The 15,480-nt window shown below is 45.4% G+C and carries 12 protein-coding genes; 11 read left to right on the forward strand and 1 reads right to left on the reverse strand.

From position 1 onward, the window contains the following. The first annotated feature begins 40 nt into the window (after positions 1–40). Positions 41–1,327 (forward strand): cellulase-like family protein, encoded by a 1,287-nt coding sequence (locus ACR1R9_RS09740; protein WP_433923740.1) that lies wholly within the window; start codon positions 41–43, stop codon positions 1,325–1,327. Between the two features lie 25 nt (positions 1,328–1,352). On the opposite strand, the gene ACR1R9_RS09745 is transcribed toward ACR1R9_RS09740, so the two are convergent. Further along, on the reverse strand, positions 1,353–1,841 hold the full coding sequence (locus tag ACR1R9_RS09745; RefSeq protein WP_433956435.1) for a CBO0543 family protein: 489 nt from the start codon (positions 1,839–1,841) through the stop codon (positions 1,353–1,355). A 193-nt stretch (positions 1,842–2,034) separates the two neighbouring features. Here ACR1R9_RS09745 and ACR1R9_RS09750 point away from each other — a divergent pair, with 193 nt between their 5' ends. From ACR1R9_RS09750 to ACR1R9_RS09795, 10 genes are all read left to right on the forward strand, one after another. Beyond that, positions 2,035–2,388 (forward strand): VOC family protein, encoded by a 354-nt coding sequence (locus tag ACR1R9_RS09750; protein ID WP_175382222.1) that lies wholly within the window; start codon positions 2,035–2,037, stop codon positions 2,386–2,388. A gap of 413 nt (positions 2,389–2,801) precedes the next feature. Beyond that, the gene (locus ACR1R9_RS09755; protein WP_175382221.1) at positions 2,802–4,328 is read left to right on the forward strand and encodes a response regulator transcription factor; all 1,527 of its coding nucleotides are present in this window, start codon (positions 2,802–2,804) and stop codon (positions 4,326–4,328) included. Between the two features lie 43 nt (positions 4,329–4,371). Then, positions 4,372–6,195 (forward strand): sensor histidine kinase, encoded by a 1,824-nt coding sequence (locus ACR1R9_RS09760; protein WP_433921211.1) that lies wholly within the window; start codon positions 4,372–4,374, stop codon positions 6,193–6,195. Beyond that, positions 6,185–7,723 carry a response regulator transcription factor gene (locus tag ACR1R9_RS09765; RefSeq protein ID WP_433921210.1) on the forward strand — a complete coding sequence of 513 codons (1,539 nt, stop codon included), beginning with the start codon at positions 6,185–6,187 and terminating at the stop codon, positions 7,721–7,723. The genes ACR1R9_RS09760 and ACR1R9_RS09765 overlap by 11 nt, the downstream gene beginning before the upstream one ends. A gap of 164 nt (positions 7,724–7,887) precedes the next feature. Then, the gene (locus ACR1R9_RS09770; RefSeq protein ID WP_433921209.1) at positions 7,888–9,561 is read left to right on the forward strand and encodes a sugar ABC transporter substrate-binding protein; all 1,674 of its coding nucleotides are present in this window, start codon (positions 7,888–7,890) and stop codon (positions 9,559–9,561) included. Between the two features lie 144 nt (positions 9,562–9,705). Beyond that, a complete protein-coding gene (locus ACR1R9_RS09775; protein WP_076288857.1) occupies positions 9,706–10,671 on the forward strand; it encodes an ABC transporter permease in 966 nt (321 codons plus the stop codon). Then, entirely contained in the window at positions 10,671–11,624 is a 954-nt protein-coding gene (locus ACR1R9_RS09780) for a carbohydrate ABC transporter permease (RefSeq protein WP_076288856.1), read from the forward strand. The genes ACR1R9_RS09775 and ACR1R9_RS09780 overlap by 1 nt, the downstream gene beginning before the upstream one ends. Further along, a complete protein-coding gene (locus ACR1R9_RS09785) occupies positions 11,625–13,181 on the forward strand; it encodes a glycoside hydrolase family 43 protein (protein WP_433921208.1) in 1,557 nt (518 codons plus the stop codon). Between the two features lie 51 nt (positions 13,182–13,232). Next, on the forward strand, positions 13,233–14,255 hold the full coding sequence (locus ACR1R9_RS09790; RefSeq protein ID WP_433921207.1) for an endo-1,4-beta-xylanase: 1,023 nt from the start codon (positions 13,233–13,235) through the stop codon (positions 14,253–14,255). Positions 14,256–14,343: 88 nt separating this feature from the next. Further along, the gene (locus ACR1R9_RS09795; RefSeq protein ID WP_433921206.1) at positions 14,344–15,330 is read left to right on the forward strand and encodes a glycoside hydrolase family 43 protein; all 987 of its coding nucleotides are present in this window, start codon (positions 14,344–14,346) and stop codon (positions 15,328–15,330) included. Positions 15,331–15,480 lie beyond the last annotated feature (150 nt).

Consider the following 15,480-nt stretch of genomic DNA (forward strand, 5'->3'; position numbering starts at 1 on the left):
AACCTGTATTGCTAAAAACAAAAAGGAGGGTGTAATGATAATGGATGTAGGGCGTAGGGAGTTGCCGCGCAAACTGACCATCACGATGTGGGATTTTTCCTGGTACACCATGACCTTACCGGGAGAACCCTATAGCGACCTTGAGGCGAGATTTAAGGAAGCGGTGGAGAGGGGCTATAATACGATCCGAATCTGTGCGATGCCCTTTTTATTGTTCACGGCGGAAGGCAAGCGGCCGGGTCCGTTACACTTCGGCAGCCTTGGAGAGATCGGGCAGCGGACACGCTGGTATAACTGCCGGGGCGGCGCCGAGCTGGATGGACATGCGCATTTACTGGAGTTGTTCAGACAGGCCAAGGCCCATGGCTGTTATATCATCTTGTCTTCTTGGGAATATCAGCAGAGCCCCAGCTTTCTGGCCTTTCCCGGGTTGCGCGATGAACTGGCTGCCATAGCTCCCGAGGAGCGATTTATGGCTATTGCGAGATCCATGGATCAGCTTATCCGGTATATAAAAGCGGAAGGATATGACGAACAGATCGTCTACACAGAGTTGCATAATGAGGTGGAGTTCGGGCAACTGACCGAGATTGGAAACGCTCAAGGCATTGCTCAGTCCAATGTACCGGCACTGGTGGAAGCCATGCAGCCTTATATTGAAGAGGCCGTAGGTTATCTTAGAAGTGTCCACCCGGATATCCTGATGACAGCAAGTTATACACTAAATGAAGCCTATCCCAAATCCTATGTAGCGGGAAATTTACAGGTTGCACATTTTCATCTCTATATCAAAGGGGTATTGAATGAATTAACCGAAGCGGCTGGAATTGATGATAAACATACGCCTTTTCCTGGCTCATTCGTCCAATCGCTCCTGCGAGAGGACGCGCCTGCATTTGAAGAGTATACGCTACCGCGTGACCAGGAATGGAGGATGGATGGAAATCCGGTAGGGTTAAGACTGCTCTATCTTCATGACTGGGTGGAGCCCGATAAATGGGATCTTTTTTTATACGACAATTATAGTAAACATAAGCTGGCCATGCTGCAAAAGGTAGATATGCGCTTCGAGGAAGCTCACGAATGGGCGGCTCATTCTGGCCTGCCGGTCGTTATTGGGGAAGGGTATGTTGGATACACGCCGTTGTTAGCGGGATTCGAAGAGGGGCCTATAGGGAAATTTATTGCAGAGTACGCGCTGCGTAAAGGAATGGCTCTTGGCTTCTGGGGAATGACTCTATGCTCCAACTGTGCACCACATCATCCTTTCTGGGACGATGTCGCCTGGCAGCAGAAATGGAATCGATATATTCTTGCATCGCAATAATTGTTATGTTGGCAAGAATTGAATTTTATGTTCTCTTCTTTTTAGAAACGTCGTACATCATAGTGAATACTTTACTATATCCGTATACTACGACTAAAGGAAGAAAGTAAGAAAAGAAAGTCCAATAGATGTTCCAGCCATTAAAATATATAACTCTACCCATCTCCTTAGCCAACCATTCGATCAGCGTTAATGTAAAAGATGTGATTAGAATTGCTAGCCATGACTTCGTATTTTTTTCAAGAATCACGTAGATCATGAGGCACCCGGCAATAGGGTATATACCTAAGTCGAAAGGGAGGCCTGCATACGACTGGTTGTGAGTGTTTGGAAGTATATTCCAAAAGAAGTTAAAACCCACACCGTTTAGACAAGAAGAGGTGGCTACTCCCAGCGGATAATAAGCTAAGAGGATGTTGACGTTTCTGCGTAGAATCCAACCACCAATTAAGATGGGGATAACCAAACCAAAAATGACATTCCCCAGCATCAAATCACTCCCATAAGTTTTCATCTGAATAATTTCTTATTATTAACCAAATTTAAAATTTCATAAGGGATGCATCTCACTTTTGTATTAGCAGGCTAGCCAGAATCTTCTGGTTGGCCTTTTTGTCGATTGAATAACGTGGTACTAGATGATAATGTGAAATAAGGGCGAGGTTTCCTCATTGGGGAAATATATTATTTGAATCGAGGTTTTGAAAATGAGGGTAAAACGAATTGTCACCAATATTAATACACAAAACGTTCCAGCAGCAAAAAACTTTTACCAGGATGTGCTTGAACTAGATTTATTGATGAATCATGGTTGGATTGAAACATACGGATTAATTGGGGAGGAGAACGTTCAAATAAGTATAGCCACACAAGGTGGCTCAAATACATCTACACCTGACCTTTCAATTGAAGTCGATGATGTCGATGAAGCGTACGAACGCATGAAAAGCGCTGGTTATACAATAGAATATGATCTTACGGATGAGCCCTGGGGAGTTCGTCGATTCTATGTCCGTGATCCATTTGGTAAGTTAATCAATATCCTTGCTCATATACATTAAATCAGTTGTAAGAGAGTGTGTACAAGCAGAGTTACTATTTAAATTAAAGTTCTTTCTTTAAAAATTATTGTATATTGGTTTGAAGTATTGGCATTCTTTTCTCGGATGTTATGATTAACTAATAGTCGCAAATTCAAGGTGTACAATGACAAAATTGAACCAGAATCATCGCCAATGTGGTACATAAAGCTGCTGAGGTGTGGTGCTGAAAAAGTTCGCTATCATAAAATGAGAACTATACCAAAAGCTATAAAAGAGTAAAGCTTTGGATACTAAATCAAGTATTGTCTATTGTATAAGAGCTGAAAGATCTGAATAATTATATAGGTACACATTTTCCAATGTGCAATGATCCACGTTTGTGTCCAAGGTAAAAGCAGATTATTCATCACTATTAACGGGGGGAACTAAGAATGATGAATGTTTTGTTGGTGGATGATGAGCCATGGGTACTTGAAGGTCTGCGAACAATGGTAAATTGGAATAAATACGGTTTTCAAATTTGTGGAGAGGCAGAGAACGGAAACGCTGCTTGGTCCATTATTGAGAACCTTCGGCCAGACCTGGTGTTTACAGATATTCATATGCCATCAGTGAGCGGACTTGAACTGATTGACCGTTCGATACAAAATCTAGCCAAACCGCCGCGTTTTGTCATATTAAGCGGATACGATAGCTTCGATTATGTGAAAACAGCGCTGGAACAGCGTGTGGAGGATTATTTACTCAAGCCCATTGATGAGGTTGAGATTGAAAACGTATTAGAACAGATGAGTCGTAAAATTCAGAACGAGCTTGTCTCGGAGAAGCTGTATCAACATGAGCGTAATTTATATGTAAACTGTTTGTTCAACCGTCTGTTTGAGGGTGAGGACAGCAGTGAACTGCAAGCCGAAGTGGAAAGTATATTGCAAATGGAGGGTCATGAGAACATGGCCTGTCTTTTAATTGAGGCGGATACTTGTAATGCGGACATACAATCACACGTACAGCGTTTTGCTAGCGCTCCTCACTACGAATTTTTTATGGATGCTGACGGAAGAATGGGTGTATTTGCTGCTGAAATTGAAGATTCCCTGAGTTGGCTTGAGAGGCTAGGGAGAAACCTGTTTGAGATGTACTCCGGTCATGCATCAATCATAGCGGCATTTGGATATCACTCAGGTGGAGTAGTCGCTATGCGGCCGGCATATGAAAAAGCATTTTCTGCCTTGAAATGGAAGCGTTATCAAGAAGAGAGTGGCATTATTTGCGATCAAGATTTGCCAAGGAATGGTATCATGGCGACTGTGAACCAAAAGACTTTAACTAACCTGTTTAATACCATTTTAACGGGTGAAGAGGGCGGGATCGAGAGAGAGGTAAACGAGCTGCTTGCAAATCCAGGTTCAGGACTGCCTGTGTCGGATATAGAATATGTTCGGGTACAATTACTTGCCCTTGAGATGGGAGTTCTCAAGCACCTGAAGGAGCTGGATGGGGATGTAGACAGGTTTAAGTTGCAGCTACAACATATGTTGGGCGGCTTAACCGACATTGATTCCTATCCTGCATTTCGGGAATATGCACTGGTATTAAGTATCAACGCTTTGAGAGCTCTGCAGGAGCAGCGAAAAGAAAAGGAATGCAGCACGATTTTTCGTGTAGTGCAGTATGTTAACCATGAGTTTCGGCAGAAGCTGCAGCTCCAGGAACTTGCACAGAAATTTCATATGAATGCCAACTACTTGGGGCAAGCCTTCAAACAGCAGACTGGCAAGTCTTTTCGGGAATATCTGAATGATAAACGGATCGAGGAGGCCAAGAGACTATTACGTCAGAGCTGTTCCAGCATAGCCGAAGTTGCGGTCAGTTCAGGGTACCCCAATGCTGACTATTTTGTAAGTCAGTTCAAGCGAATGACGGGTATGGCTCCTTCTACTTACAGAAAACAATCATAGGTCTGATATGACAAGTAACAAATGAAGGATGGCGATGGAAGACATGTTTAGGAAATTCCGATTTCGCGGTATCGTGAACGATATTCCTTTGAACTACAAGTTTATACTGATATACGTTATTGGTATTTTGCTTCCAATCATAGCAAGCAATTATTTGTTCATGGATCGTATGTCTGGGCTGATCAAGGAGCGGGAAGAACAGAATTTGCAAATCTCGCTGGAGCGAGCCAGAAAGGACATTCACACCATGATTGACGGGGGAATCGCTGTCAGTCACGCATTAATCACGGATAAGCTATTGTCCGAATCCATGGATCGTGTATACAATGGTCAACTGGATTTTTACAATACGTTCGATGAACAGCTTCGCCATCGGGTGACTTCCTATATTCCCGTGAACAATCAGATTCAGCGAATTGGCATTTACACGGATAACCCAACCATTGTCTCAGGAGGGGATTATTATTATCTGGACAGCTCAATGAACACCAGTACCTGGTTCAGGCAATGGGAAACGTCAGGGGAGTCACTGAGTGTGCTTGCATACCGCGATAAGGCAGCAAATGATCGCGCGGCGATCTCGTCGTATTTTAGCGTAATTGAAAAAATGGACTATTATAACTCGGACAACTCATACAAGAAGCTGGTGCGCATTGATTTTTATCTTAATCGATTCTATGACGTTATTGCGAGAGAGAAAAGTTCGCTGGATCTGTATTTGGTCAACGCCAAAAATCAGATTATCGTATCCACAGATGACAAGTATCAGGGCGAGGTCGATAGTGATTATGCGTTATTCAATATGAGCAAGGCATCGGACAAGGATCTACATATCGTTCCAATTGGCAATGCCAGCTATGTGAAAGGTTGGAAGCTCATTGGTGTGCCTCAAGAAACACGTGTCAAACAAGCGATGCTTTCCATGAAGCTTTATTTTGGCATGCTCGCTGGTATCATTACCTTGGTTACCTCTATCTTTATCTATGTCGTGCTGCGATCATACAATTATCGAGTAAAACGCCTTTCAAGACATATGCAAAAGGTGGGTAACGAGAAATTTGATCTGATCAACATTGATGGTGGAAAGGATGAGATAGGTCATCTGATACGTAATTTCAACATGATGACCGCTCAGATCCATTCCTTGATCAATAATGTGTACAAGCTTGAAATTCAACAGCGGAGTCAGGAGGCTGAGCGCATTCGTGCTGAGCTGAATTTGCTGCAAAGCCAGATGAACCCCCATTTTTTATTCAATACACTAAATGCGCTGTTGGTGGTTAGCACCAAAAACAATTATGCCGATGTCAAGGATATTATCAAGGACTTATCCAAGCTGCTTCGCCGTTTATTGAATTGGAAGGACGATTTGGTCACGCTGGAAGAGGAAATGAGTTTTACGGTCATGTATCTTGGAATTGAGAAATTTCGTTTTCGAGACAAGTTTGAATATTACATTGATATTAGCGATGAGGCGAGGCAGTATAGAATTCCAAAAATGAGTATCCAGCAATTGGCTGAGAATGCTTGCAAACATGGTATTCAGGCTATTGAGGGACTCGGCTATGTGAAAATTAAAGCGGAAGTTGTGAGCGAGCGCCTGCGAGTCGTTGTATCTGATAATGGTAAGGGCATGGATAAGGAACGCTTACAAGAGGTTCTGTACCATATGCGGAGCAAGGAGGAGTGCGGAGGGAGTCATATTGGCATACGTAACGTATATCGCCGTCTTGAGTTGTATTATGACGATAAAGTGGATTTTAACCTGGTGAGCATAATAGGTGAAGGGACAGAGGTTTCCTTCGAAATTCCATTGCAACTGCTAGAGCATCAGGGTAAAGAAGGAGGCAGGGACAATGGCATTTAAAGTACTGTTGATTGATGACGAGCCATTGGCGCTAGAGGGCTTGCAGCTGTGGATTCCATGGGAAAGTCTTGGCTTTGAGGTATGCGCTTTGTGCAGCAATGGTGCGGAAGGATTGCAACGAATGGAAGAGCAAAAGCCGGATCTTGTCGTGGTTGATATTCATATGCCCATTATGAATGGACTGGAAATGATTGAAGAATGGCGCCGTAGAGGAAACTGGTCGACCAAGTTCATTATACTTACGGGGTACAGTGATTTTGAGTTTGCACGAAAAGCGCTTAAATTCAAAGTTTCCGGTTATCTGTTAAAACCATTAGATGAGGAACAGGCGGAGTCCGAGATTCGTACAATTGGCATGGAACTGCTAAAGGAGCAAGAGCAACTATATATTGGGCAGATTGCATGGAGAGAGCAGGAAATTCTGACGATGAAGGAGGCTTTATTAGGCAAAGTGCGATCTCCAGAAAGTACTCAACTAATTCAGTCCCTTTCCCAGTCAGCTGAATCCTGGTGTGTATGTCTGGTTCAGGTATCCGAGAAAGAGTTTGGCCAGTGGAGTAGTCTTGCTTCAGAGGTCCTGAACGGCAAGCATGTCATTTATTTCATTCGTATGCGAAATGATCTCGTATCCATTGTGTTCGGCGATGTTTCCTCCGGACCGCAGAGAACGAGCGAGAATTTAAGAACACTATTAGAAGGACTGGCTCGCCGTCTGGCGGGCTTTCGTACATATATGGCGATTGGCTCAACGGAATCCTCTCTTCATCGAATCAGCAACTCCCGAATAACAGCAGAGAAGGCGTTGATGCACGCCTTTTATGAAGCGGAAGTGAACAGCATAATGGATTATGCTGATCTTCAGAACCGTGATTTTCAAAGACACAACAAACAGGTTGAACTGATTGAGCGAGTACTCGGAGCACTTCAGCTCATTGATTACGCCAATTACCAATCCGCTGTGGAGTTTATGGAGCAATCGTTTCGACAGATGAGGGTCCATCCGGATGAGGCTCGAAAATTTGTCATTTACCTTCTTCATGAAATTCGGGCCTACGTGAGGTCGCAAATGGCAGAAGATTCAGAGAATTACCGTTTGTTCGAAATTCCGGATCTGGATGAAACACTGTTAACCTTTGATGATTTGATTGGCATGTTGCGTTCGTGCGGAAGAGTCTGCTTTGAGATTTTGCTTAAAGAGAGCGTCTTCGAAGCACAGGGTATTGTACAGGATATTAACGATTATATTCATGCGCATTTCCGCGAGGGGTTGACCATTAAGTTGCTTGCAGAGCGTTTCTTCCTGCATCCAGCTTACTTGGGACAACTGTTGATACGAAAAAATGGAATCGGCTTTAATGAACTGCTTCATAACCTGCGGGTTGAAGAGGCATGTCGATTGCTGCATATGAATCAGTACAAAAATAGCGAGGTCTCGGAAAAGGTTGGATACGCTAATTACCATCATTTTTTAAAACAATTTGAGAAACGAATGGGCATGTCTCCTAACGAATATAAGAAAAACGTCTAGCGATGTATCTTCAAAGAAGCCCATTTCGATATTTTAAGAAAACCTGAGGTTTTCTCGGAAAGAGCTATAATTCGAATATAGTTTCCATGAAGATGTAAATTTATAATTAAATTATTCAAATGAAAGGGCTTTCATATAGTGAGATCAAACTTTGGAGGTGCTTTATGGGGGACAGTAAAAAATCATTTTTCCGTATGGGGGCAACGTTGTTATTATCATTGAGCGTTGTGCTAGCAGGTTGCTCAGGTAGCAATTCAGGCAGCGGAGAGGAGAGTAGTAAAGGTAGTGAGGTGGGGGCTGATAGTCCGTTAGAAATCTCGGTATTCCTGAACGAGGCCGGACAGCAGCCAACCGCTGACAACAAGATTTACAAAAAAATCAAGGAAGAGCTCGGCGTTACATTCAAATTCGAATTTCTGGCTGGTGACAAGAACCAAAAGCTCGGCGTCATGATCGCCGGTGGAGATTATCCGGATCTGATCTCAGCCGATACCAAACTTACGGCAGCCGGTTCAGTCATTCCGCTTGAAGATCTGATTGAAGAACACGCGCCTAATTTGAAGAAGCATTACGAGAAGTACTGGAATCAAATGAAGGACCCGAATGATGGACACATTTACTACCTGCCAAACTACGGTGCATACAACGGCGAAGTGGCGGATACCTACTACAGCGGACCTGCCTTTTGGATCCAAAAAGCCGTGTTGAAAGAGTTCGGTTATCCGACACCGAAGACACTGGACGAATACTTTGACTTGATCGCGAAATACAAGGAAAAGTATCCAACCATTGACGGCAAACCGACAGTCGGTTTCGAGGTATTGAACTATGATTGGAAAAACTGGGGCTTGCTGAATCCGCCGCAGCATTTGATCGGTCATCCGAATGATGGTGGTGTGGTCGTCAACGACGGCAAGGCAGAGATCTTTGCGGACAAGGATTATGCCAAGACGTACTATCAGAAACTAAATGAAATCAATGCACAAGGCTTGCTGGATAAGGAAGCGTTTGCACAAAACTACGACCAATATATGGCCAAATTGTCCAGTGGGGCAGTACTCGGCATGTTCGACCAACACTGGAATTTCGGCAGCGCGGAAGATTCCCTCATAACGCAGGACAAAATTGAACGCACTTATGTGGGATTCCCGCTCGTGTATGACAGCAGCACCAAAGACTATTATCGTGATCGCGCAGCGCTTAACCTGAACAATGGCTTCGGTATTACCGTGAGTGCCAAAGACCCTGTGAAAATCATTAAAGCACTCGACAAGCTCATGGAAGAAGATTGGCAAAAGACACTCACTTGGGGCATTCAGGATGAAGACTATTACGTCAATGACGAAGGCCGTTTCATGAAAACCCAAGAGCAGCGCGACAATGCCGCAGATGCGGCCTGGAAACTGGCCAATAAAGCAGATGCTTTCTATGGAACTGCACCGAAAATGGAAGGTTACTTTAGCGATGGCAACGCTACTTCAGCAAGCAATCAGCCGGAAGAATACCAGGCCAGCTTGAAACCGTTTGATAAGGAAGTTTTGGGGGCTTATGGTTTCAACAGCTATGTCGATTTCTTCAGTGCTCCACCAGAGAATCCGGTGACTTACCCTGCTTGGTCTGTCGATCTGGTTGAGGGATCTCCAGCGAAGATTGCCAATACGAAGTTGAACGAATTGTCGACCAAATATTTGCCAAAAGCAATCTTGAGCGGTACATCAGAGTTTGACAGTGTTTGGAATGAATACGTTTCCGATATTAAAAAGCTGGACATCAAAACGTATGAAGATCGTATCAATGAAGTGTTGAGGTGGAGAATCGATAACTGGTCTGTGAAATAAAAGACTTAACGTCAGGAAGGAAGATAACCTTCCTTCCTGATTCTTTTGAAAAAATTGTTTGCAGGGCGTGGTCTTTCATCGTGGAAGATACGTCGCTTTCGATGTTTTGCTTTGATTTTAAAGATGGATAGGGAGCCTGATATTATGGAGGAAATTGTAGTGGGTACCAAGCCGCTCCGCCCGAAGAAAAAACCAAAAATGAAGCGGATTACCTGGCAAAATATCAAAGCACAGAGACAGCTCATATGGATGTCTGTTCCTCTGCTTGCGTACATTATCATCTTTGCTTATGTACCTGTCTGGGGCTGGACGATGGCCTTTCAGGATTACAAACCGGCCAGAAGTTTCTCGCAGCAAACGTGGGTAGGATTCAAGCATTTTCAATTTTTGTTTACCGATGACAATTTCTTGCGCGTGCTCCGCAATACGCTGGCCATGAGTATCATCAATATGATTTTGGGTTTCGTTACCGCTATTGTTTTGGCATTGTTACTCAATGAGATCAAGAAGGTCATGTGGAAGCGGACGGTACAAACCATCTCTTATCTTCCTCACTTCTTATCATGGATTATCGTGACCGGCATCGTAGCGACATCGCTTGCTTCTGACGGCATTATCAACGATATCCTCATGAGACTGCACCTCATCAACGAGCCGATCTTGTGGCTGACGGAAGGAAAGTATTTCTGGGGCGTTGTGGCAAGTTCTCATATTTGGAAAGAAGTCGGGTGGAGCACCATTATTTATTTGGCGGCCATGGCTTCGATTGATCCGGCACAGTATGAAGCTGCCGATATTGATGGCGCCAATCGATATCAAAAAATGTGGAATGTCACCTTGCCGGGAATCAAGCCTACCATTGTCATCCTGTTGATTATGTCGATTGGACATATTCTGGAAGCCGGCTTCGAGGTTCAGTATTTGCTGGGTAATGGATTGGTTGTTGACTGGGCGGAAACGATTGATATCTTCGTGCTCAAATACGGGATTGCACAGGGCAACTATTCGCTCGCAACTGCAGGCGGAATATTTAAGACCGTGGTCAGCATTACGATGTTACTTGTAGCGAATTGGACCGCCAAGCGGCTTGGGGAAGAGAGGCTGTTATAATGACGAAAAAAACACCATTGTCTGGTTTAGGAAATACAGCGGCGCTTTCCGTTCGCCGCCCGGGTGGCAGAGGCATGGAACCGTTTCTGTTTAACACCTTTAATACCATCTTCATGGTGCTGCTGGTGATTGTGACGTTATATCCATTTTTGAACACGATTGTAGTTTCATTTAATGCAGGGAATGACACCATTCGAGGAGGCTTATATTTGTGGCCCCGCGATTTCACCCTGCAGAATTACAAAGCCGTATTTGCATCAGGCACCATTTATAATGCATTTTTGATTTCCGTTGCACGTACAGTACTATCCACCGTTCTAAACATTTTCTTGACCACCATGTTGGCATACACACTGAGTCGGCGCGATTATATTTTCCGCAAGCTGATTACGACCATTTTTGTGCTGACGATGTATTTCAATGCCGGGCTAATTCCGGGGTACTTCCTGATGAAGGATCTGCATTTGATTAATTCCTTCTGGGTGTATGTCCTGCCTTCACTGATTAGTGCATTTAACCTGATCGTTATTCGTACCTATATTTACACGATCCCTGAAAGCTTGATTGAATCAGCCAAAATTGATGGAGCAGGCGACTTCAGAATTTTCTGGAGAATTATTTTTCCACTGTGCAAACCTGTGCTAGCGACCATTGCGCTCTTTGTCGCAGTCGGCGCGTGGAATTCCTGGTTCGATGCTTTTCTGTACACGTCATCACGTCAAGAGCTCAGTACACTGCAATACGAACTGATGAAGCTATTGTCTTCCAGTATGAACGCCAACAGTAATCCTTCCGTTGCCAACGGCGTGGGGGTGGAGCATTCCACACAGGTAACGCCCATTTCGATTCGTGCTGCAGTTACGATTGTCGCTTCTGTTCCGATCTTGTTGGTGTATCCGTTTATGCAAAAATACTTTGTCGTTGGACTAAATGTAGGGAGTGTGAAGGAATAGATGTCACAGATTCAATCACAACTGATCCGTTATGCCAACCCGATTCTTCCCGGATTCTATCCGGATCCCAGCATTGTGAAGGCGGAAGAATATTTTTACCTCATTTGCAGCTCGTTTGAATATTTTCCCGGCGTGCCGATCTTTCGGAGTCCGGATCTTATTCACTGGGAGCAGATCGGCAACGTACTGGACCGAATCAGCCAGCTGGATTTGACCGGTCAGAAGAGCTCGGACGGCATTTATGCTCCGACACTGCGTTACCATGAAGGTATATTTTATATGATTACGACAGATGTAAGGGGCATCGGGAACTTCTATGTTACGACAACCAACCCTGCCGGACCATGGTCCGATCCAATTCGTATTCCCTATGGGGGCATTGACCCCTCGCTGTTTTTTGACGACGATGGCAAAGTGTACGTGACCGCCCAACAAGGTGCCGATTACGATTCTCATGCCATCCAGTATGAGATCGACATCGCTACAGGTGAGGCTCTCTCTGAACCACAAGTTGTCTGGCATGGAGATGGAGGGCCATGGACCGAAGGGCCACATCTGTACAAAATCAATGGTTTGTATTACATGATGTCTGCTTCTGGTGGGACGGCCAAGGAGCATCGTGAGATCATCGGCCGAAGCGATCGACCTTATGGTCCGTTTGAACGCTATACTGAGCCGATCCTGACCCATCGCCATCTGGACCATCCGATCCAGTATTTGGGTCATGCCGATCTGGTGGAGGATCATCACGGAGAATGGTGGGCCGTATTCCTTGGCGTGCGTTTGACAGAGGACGGATATAGTGTGCTTGGACGTGAAACGTTCCTCGCCCCGGTCGTTTGGAACGAGGGCTGGCCCCACATGGATAACAATGAAGGAATAGTGAGTCTGGACATGAAGGTCCAGCGATTGCCAATGACATTACCTTCTTTGCCCGGGAGCCATACTGCTATCATTGTCGACCGGGACGAATTCGACGGAGAACTCGGGCCGCAATGGATGTTTGTGCGCAACCCGACAGAGGGATCATGCTCGCTTACAGAAAAACCAGGTTTCTTAACGTTGTATGGTCAAGCGGGAGGTCTTGGGGACGTAAGTGAGATTACGTTTGTTGGGCGCAGGCAGCAGCATATTCATGCCAGCTTTACAACCTGCCTGACATTCATGCCAGTTGCGGATGGAGAAGAGGCCGGAATGTGTATCCGCCGGGATGAGGACGCGCACTATGAACTTGGCATAAGACGGTTGAACGGACGAAACATACTCTTTGCTCGTTTGACGGTGCGCGGAGAGTCGAACTTGGTTTACGAGAGAGAGACTGTAACGGAGCGGTTGTCGCTCCGGATCGAATCGACGGAGAAGGAATATAGGCTGACTTGTTCCGAGGACGGACAGAACTGGACAGCCTTGGGTTCAGGCTCGGCAAGATCATTATCCCCAGAGGATTTTGTACACAAGATGTGCTTTACCGGAGCGGTGGTCGGACTATACGCTACAGGCAGTGGTAAGGCAAGTAGCACACCTGCCCATTTTAATTGGTTCGAGTACTCGGTCTGATTCAGTTGCTAATAAATCAATGCGAAGAAGGAAATTTAAAGGAGGAAAATTATGGGTTCGTTTCGAGAAGAGGCTTCACTGAAGGAATTGTACAAGGATGCATTCCACATTGGAGCAGCAGTGAGTCCGAAGACGATTGACAGCCAACGTTCATTGCTTGCATATCACTTCAACAGCCTGACGGCAGAAAATGAAATGAAATTCTCCAGTGTGCATCCACAGAAGGAACTGTATACGTTTGAGGATGCAGATGCCATCGCTTCCTTTGCCAGAGAGCAAGGCATGGCGCTGCGTGGTCATACGCTGGTCTGGCACAACCAGACTCCGGATTGGTTGTTCGAGAATGAAATTGGCGGACTGGTGGAGCGCGATGTATTGCTAGATCGATTAAAGGCACACATTGAGACCGTCGTTGGCAGATATAAGGACGTTATCTATGCCTGGGATGTTGTAAATGAGGTTATTTCTGATGATGCGGATGATGCAAACGCATTCCTGCGCCCATCCAAATGGCTGGATATCGCCGGAGAAGGTTTTATTGCCAAAGCGTTTGAATTCGCCCATGAAGCAGATCCGCAGGCATTGTTGTTCTATAACGATTATAACGAATCTGATCCACATAAGCGGGAACGCATCTATCGGCTCGTCCGTTCATTACTCGATCAAGGCGTGCCGATTCATGGCGTTGGCTTGCAGGCACACTGGAATCTGTATGATCCGTCCATGGATGATATGCGCGCAGCAATTGAGCGGTATGCGCAGCTTGGACTGCAGCTTCAGCTCACCGAACTGGATGTATCGGTATTTCGCTTTGAAGACAGACGTACAGATCTCGTTCAGCCATCGCAAGAGATGCTGGAATTGCAAGGCGAGCGATACGAATCCATCTTCCGCCTGCTTCACGAATATAAGGAGCATATTAGCGCTGTGACATTCTGGGGGGCTGCTGACGACTACACCTGGCTTGACAATTTCCCTATCCGAAGTCGGAAAAACTGGCCATTCCTGTTCGATGAGTTGCATCGTCCAAAGGAAGCGTATCAGCGTGTTGCGCGAATCACTGTACCCAAGTGACATGAAACGGATCAATATCGTTTCGTTTAACCCACAGCATCTCGAAGAGATACTCGGGAGTACATATCTATTGGAAGGAGCCATTTGTATGTCCGAAATAACTAAACCGCATCAACCTATAGTTACCCATATATTTACTGCTGATCCGTCAGCGCATGTATTCGAGGATCGTATTTATATTTATCCTTCCCATGATCTGGATCACGACGGTCCGGTGAACGACAATGGAGATCAGTACAAGATGGAAGACTATCATGTGCTTTCTATGGCGGACATGAATTCACCCGTGACGGACCATGGCGAAGCGCTGCATGTGAAGGATGTCCCTTGGGCATCCAGTCAAATGTGGGCTCCGGATGCCGCATACAGAAAAGGCATCTATTATTTGTTTTTCCCGGCTCGGGACCATGATGGCATTTTCCGCATCGGCGTGGCTACATCGTCTTCACCGACAGGACCGTTCAAACCGGAGGAGCAATATATTCAGGGCAGCTTCAGCATTGATCCCGCTGTGTTCGTGGACGATGATGAGCAGGCTTATATGTTCTTTGGCGGGTTGTGGGGGGGACAGTTGGAGAAATGGCAGACAGGAAGCTATGTGGAACTTGCGGAGGGACCTGCTCCAGATGCTCCGGCGATCGGACCAAAAGTTACAAAGCTGAGTGAAGATATGCTCTCAATGGCTTCGGAACCGCTGGAGATATCCATCATGGATCAGGAAGGAAATCCGCTGACCGCTGGGGATGAGGATCGTAGATATTTTGAAGGCCCTTGGATGCACAAATATAACGGGAAATATTATTTGTCCTATTCCACAGGAACAACGCACAAGCTGGTGTACGCCATTGGCGACAATCCGATGGGTCCGTTTACGTTCCAAGGTACCATTTTGCCGCCAGTCATGGGCTGGACAACGCATCATTCGATTGTACAATTTCGGGAAAAGTGGTATTTGTTCTATCACGATTGTTCCCTTTCCGGCGGCGTTGATTACAAGCGCTGCGTCAAGTTTGCCGAGTTGACGTATAACCCGGATGGCACCATACGCATGATTGATCCGTATCCAGAGAAGTGATATGGATGTGAATGTGAACCTATGTCTTTTTCTCTGAAACAGTAAATCTGAAGAGCCCTAGAGTGAATACAAATTTCAGGGCATGGTACGTTTTCCAATAGGAAAAGGAACGAAATTCCAATATAAGCCCAGGTATATCCCCTCATGGTA

The sequence above is a fragment of the Paenibacillus taichungensis genome, assembly GCF_050994985.1.
Taxonomy (GTDB): domain Bacteria; phylum Bacillota; class Bacilli; order Paenibacillales; family Paenibacillaceae; genus Paenibacillus; species Paenibacillus taichungensis.

Coding starts and splice junctions, on each gene's coding strand:
- ACR1R9_RS09740 (WP_433923740.1), top strand. CDS start 41: ATGGATGTAGGGCGTAGGGAGTTGCCGCGCAAACTGACCATCACGATG.
- ACR1R9_RS09745 (WP_433956435.1), bottom strand. CDS start 1,841: ATGAAAACTTATGGGAGTGATTTGATGCTGGGGAATGTCATTTTTGGT.
- ACR1R9_RS09750 (WP_175382222.1), top strand. CDS start 2,035: ATGAGGGTAAAACGAATTGTCACCAATATTAATACACAAAACGTTCCA.
- ACR1R9_RS09755 (WP_175382221.1), top strand. CDS start 2,802: ATGATGAATGTTTTGTTGGTGGATGATGAGCCATGGGTACTTGAAGGT.
- ACR1R9_RS09760 (WP_433921211.1), top strand. CDS start 4,372: ATGTTTAGGAAATTCCGATTTCGCGGTATCGTGAACGATATTCCTTTG.
- ACR1R9_RS09765 (WP_433921210.1), top strand. CDS start 6,185: ATGGCATTTAAAGTACTGTTGATTGATGACGAGCCATTGGCGCTAGAG.
- ACR1R9_RS09770 (WP_433921209.1), top strand. CDS start 7,888: ATGGGGGACAGTAAAAAATCATTTTTCCGTATGGGGGCAACGTTGTTA.
- ACR1R9_RS09775 (WP_076288857.1), top strand. CDS start 9,706: ATGGAGGAAATTGTAGTGGGTACCAAGCCGCTCCGCCCGAAGAAAAAA.
- ACR1R9_RS09780 (WP_076288856.1), top strand. CDS start 10,671: ATGACGAAAAAAACACCATTGTCTGGTTTAGGAAATACAGCGGCGCTT.
- ACR1R9_RS09785 (WP_433921208.1), top strand. CDS start 11,625: ATGTCACAGATTCAATCACAACTGATCCGTTATGCCAACCCGATTCTT.
- ACR1R9_RS09790 (WP_433921207.1), top strand. CDS start 13,233: ATGGGTTCGTTTCGAGAAGAGGCTTCACTGAAGGAATTGTACAAGGAT.
- ACR1R9_RS09795 (WP_433921206.1), top strand. CDS start 14,344: ATGTCCGAAATAACTAAACCGCATCAACCTATAGTTACCCATATATTT.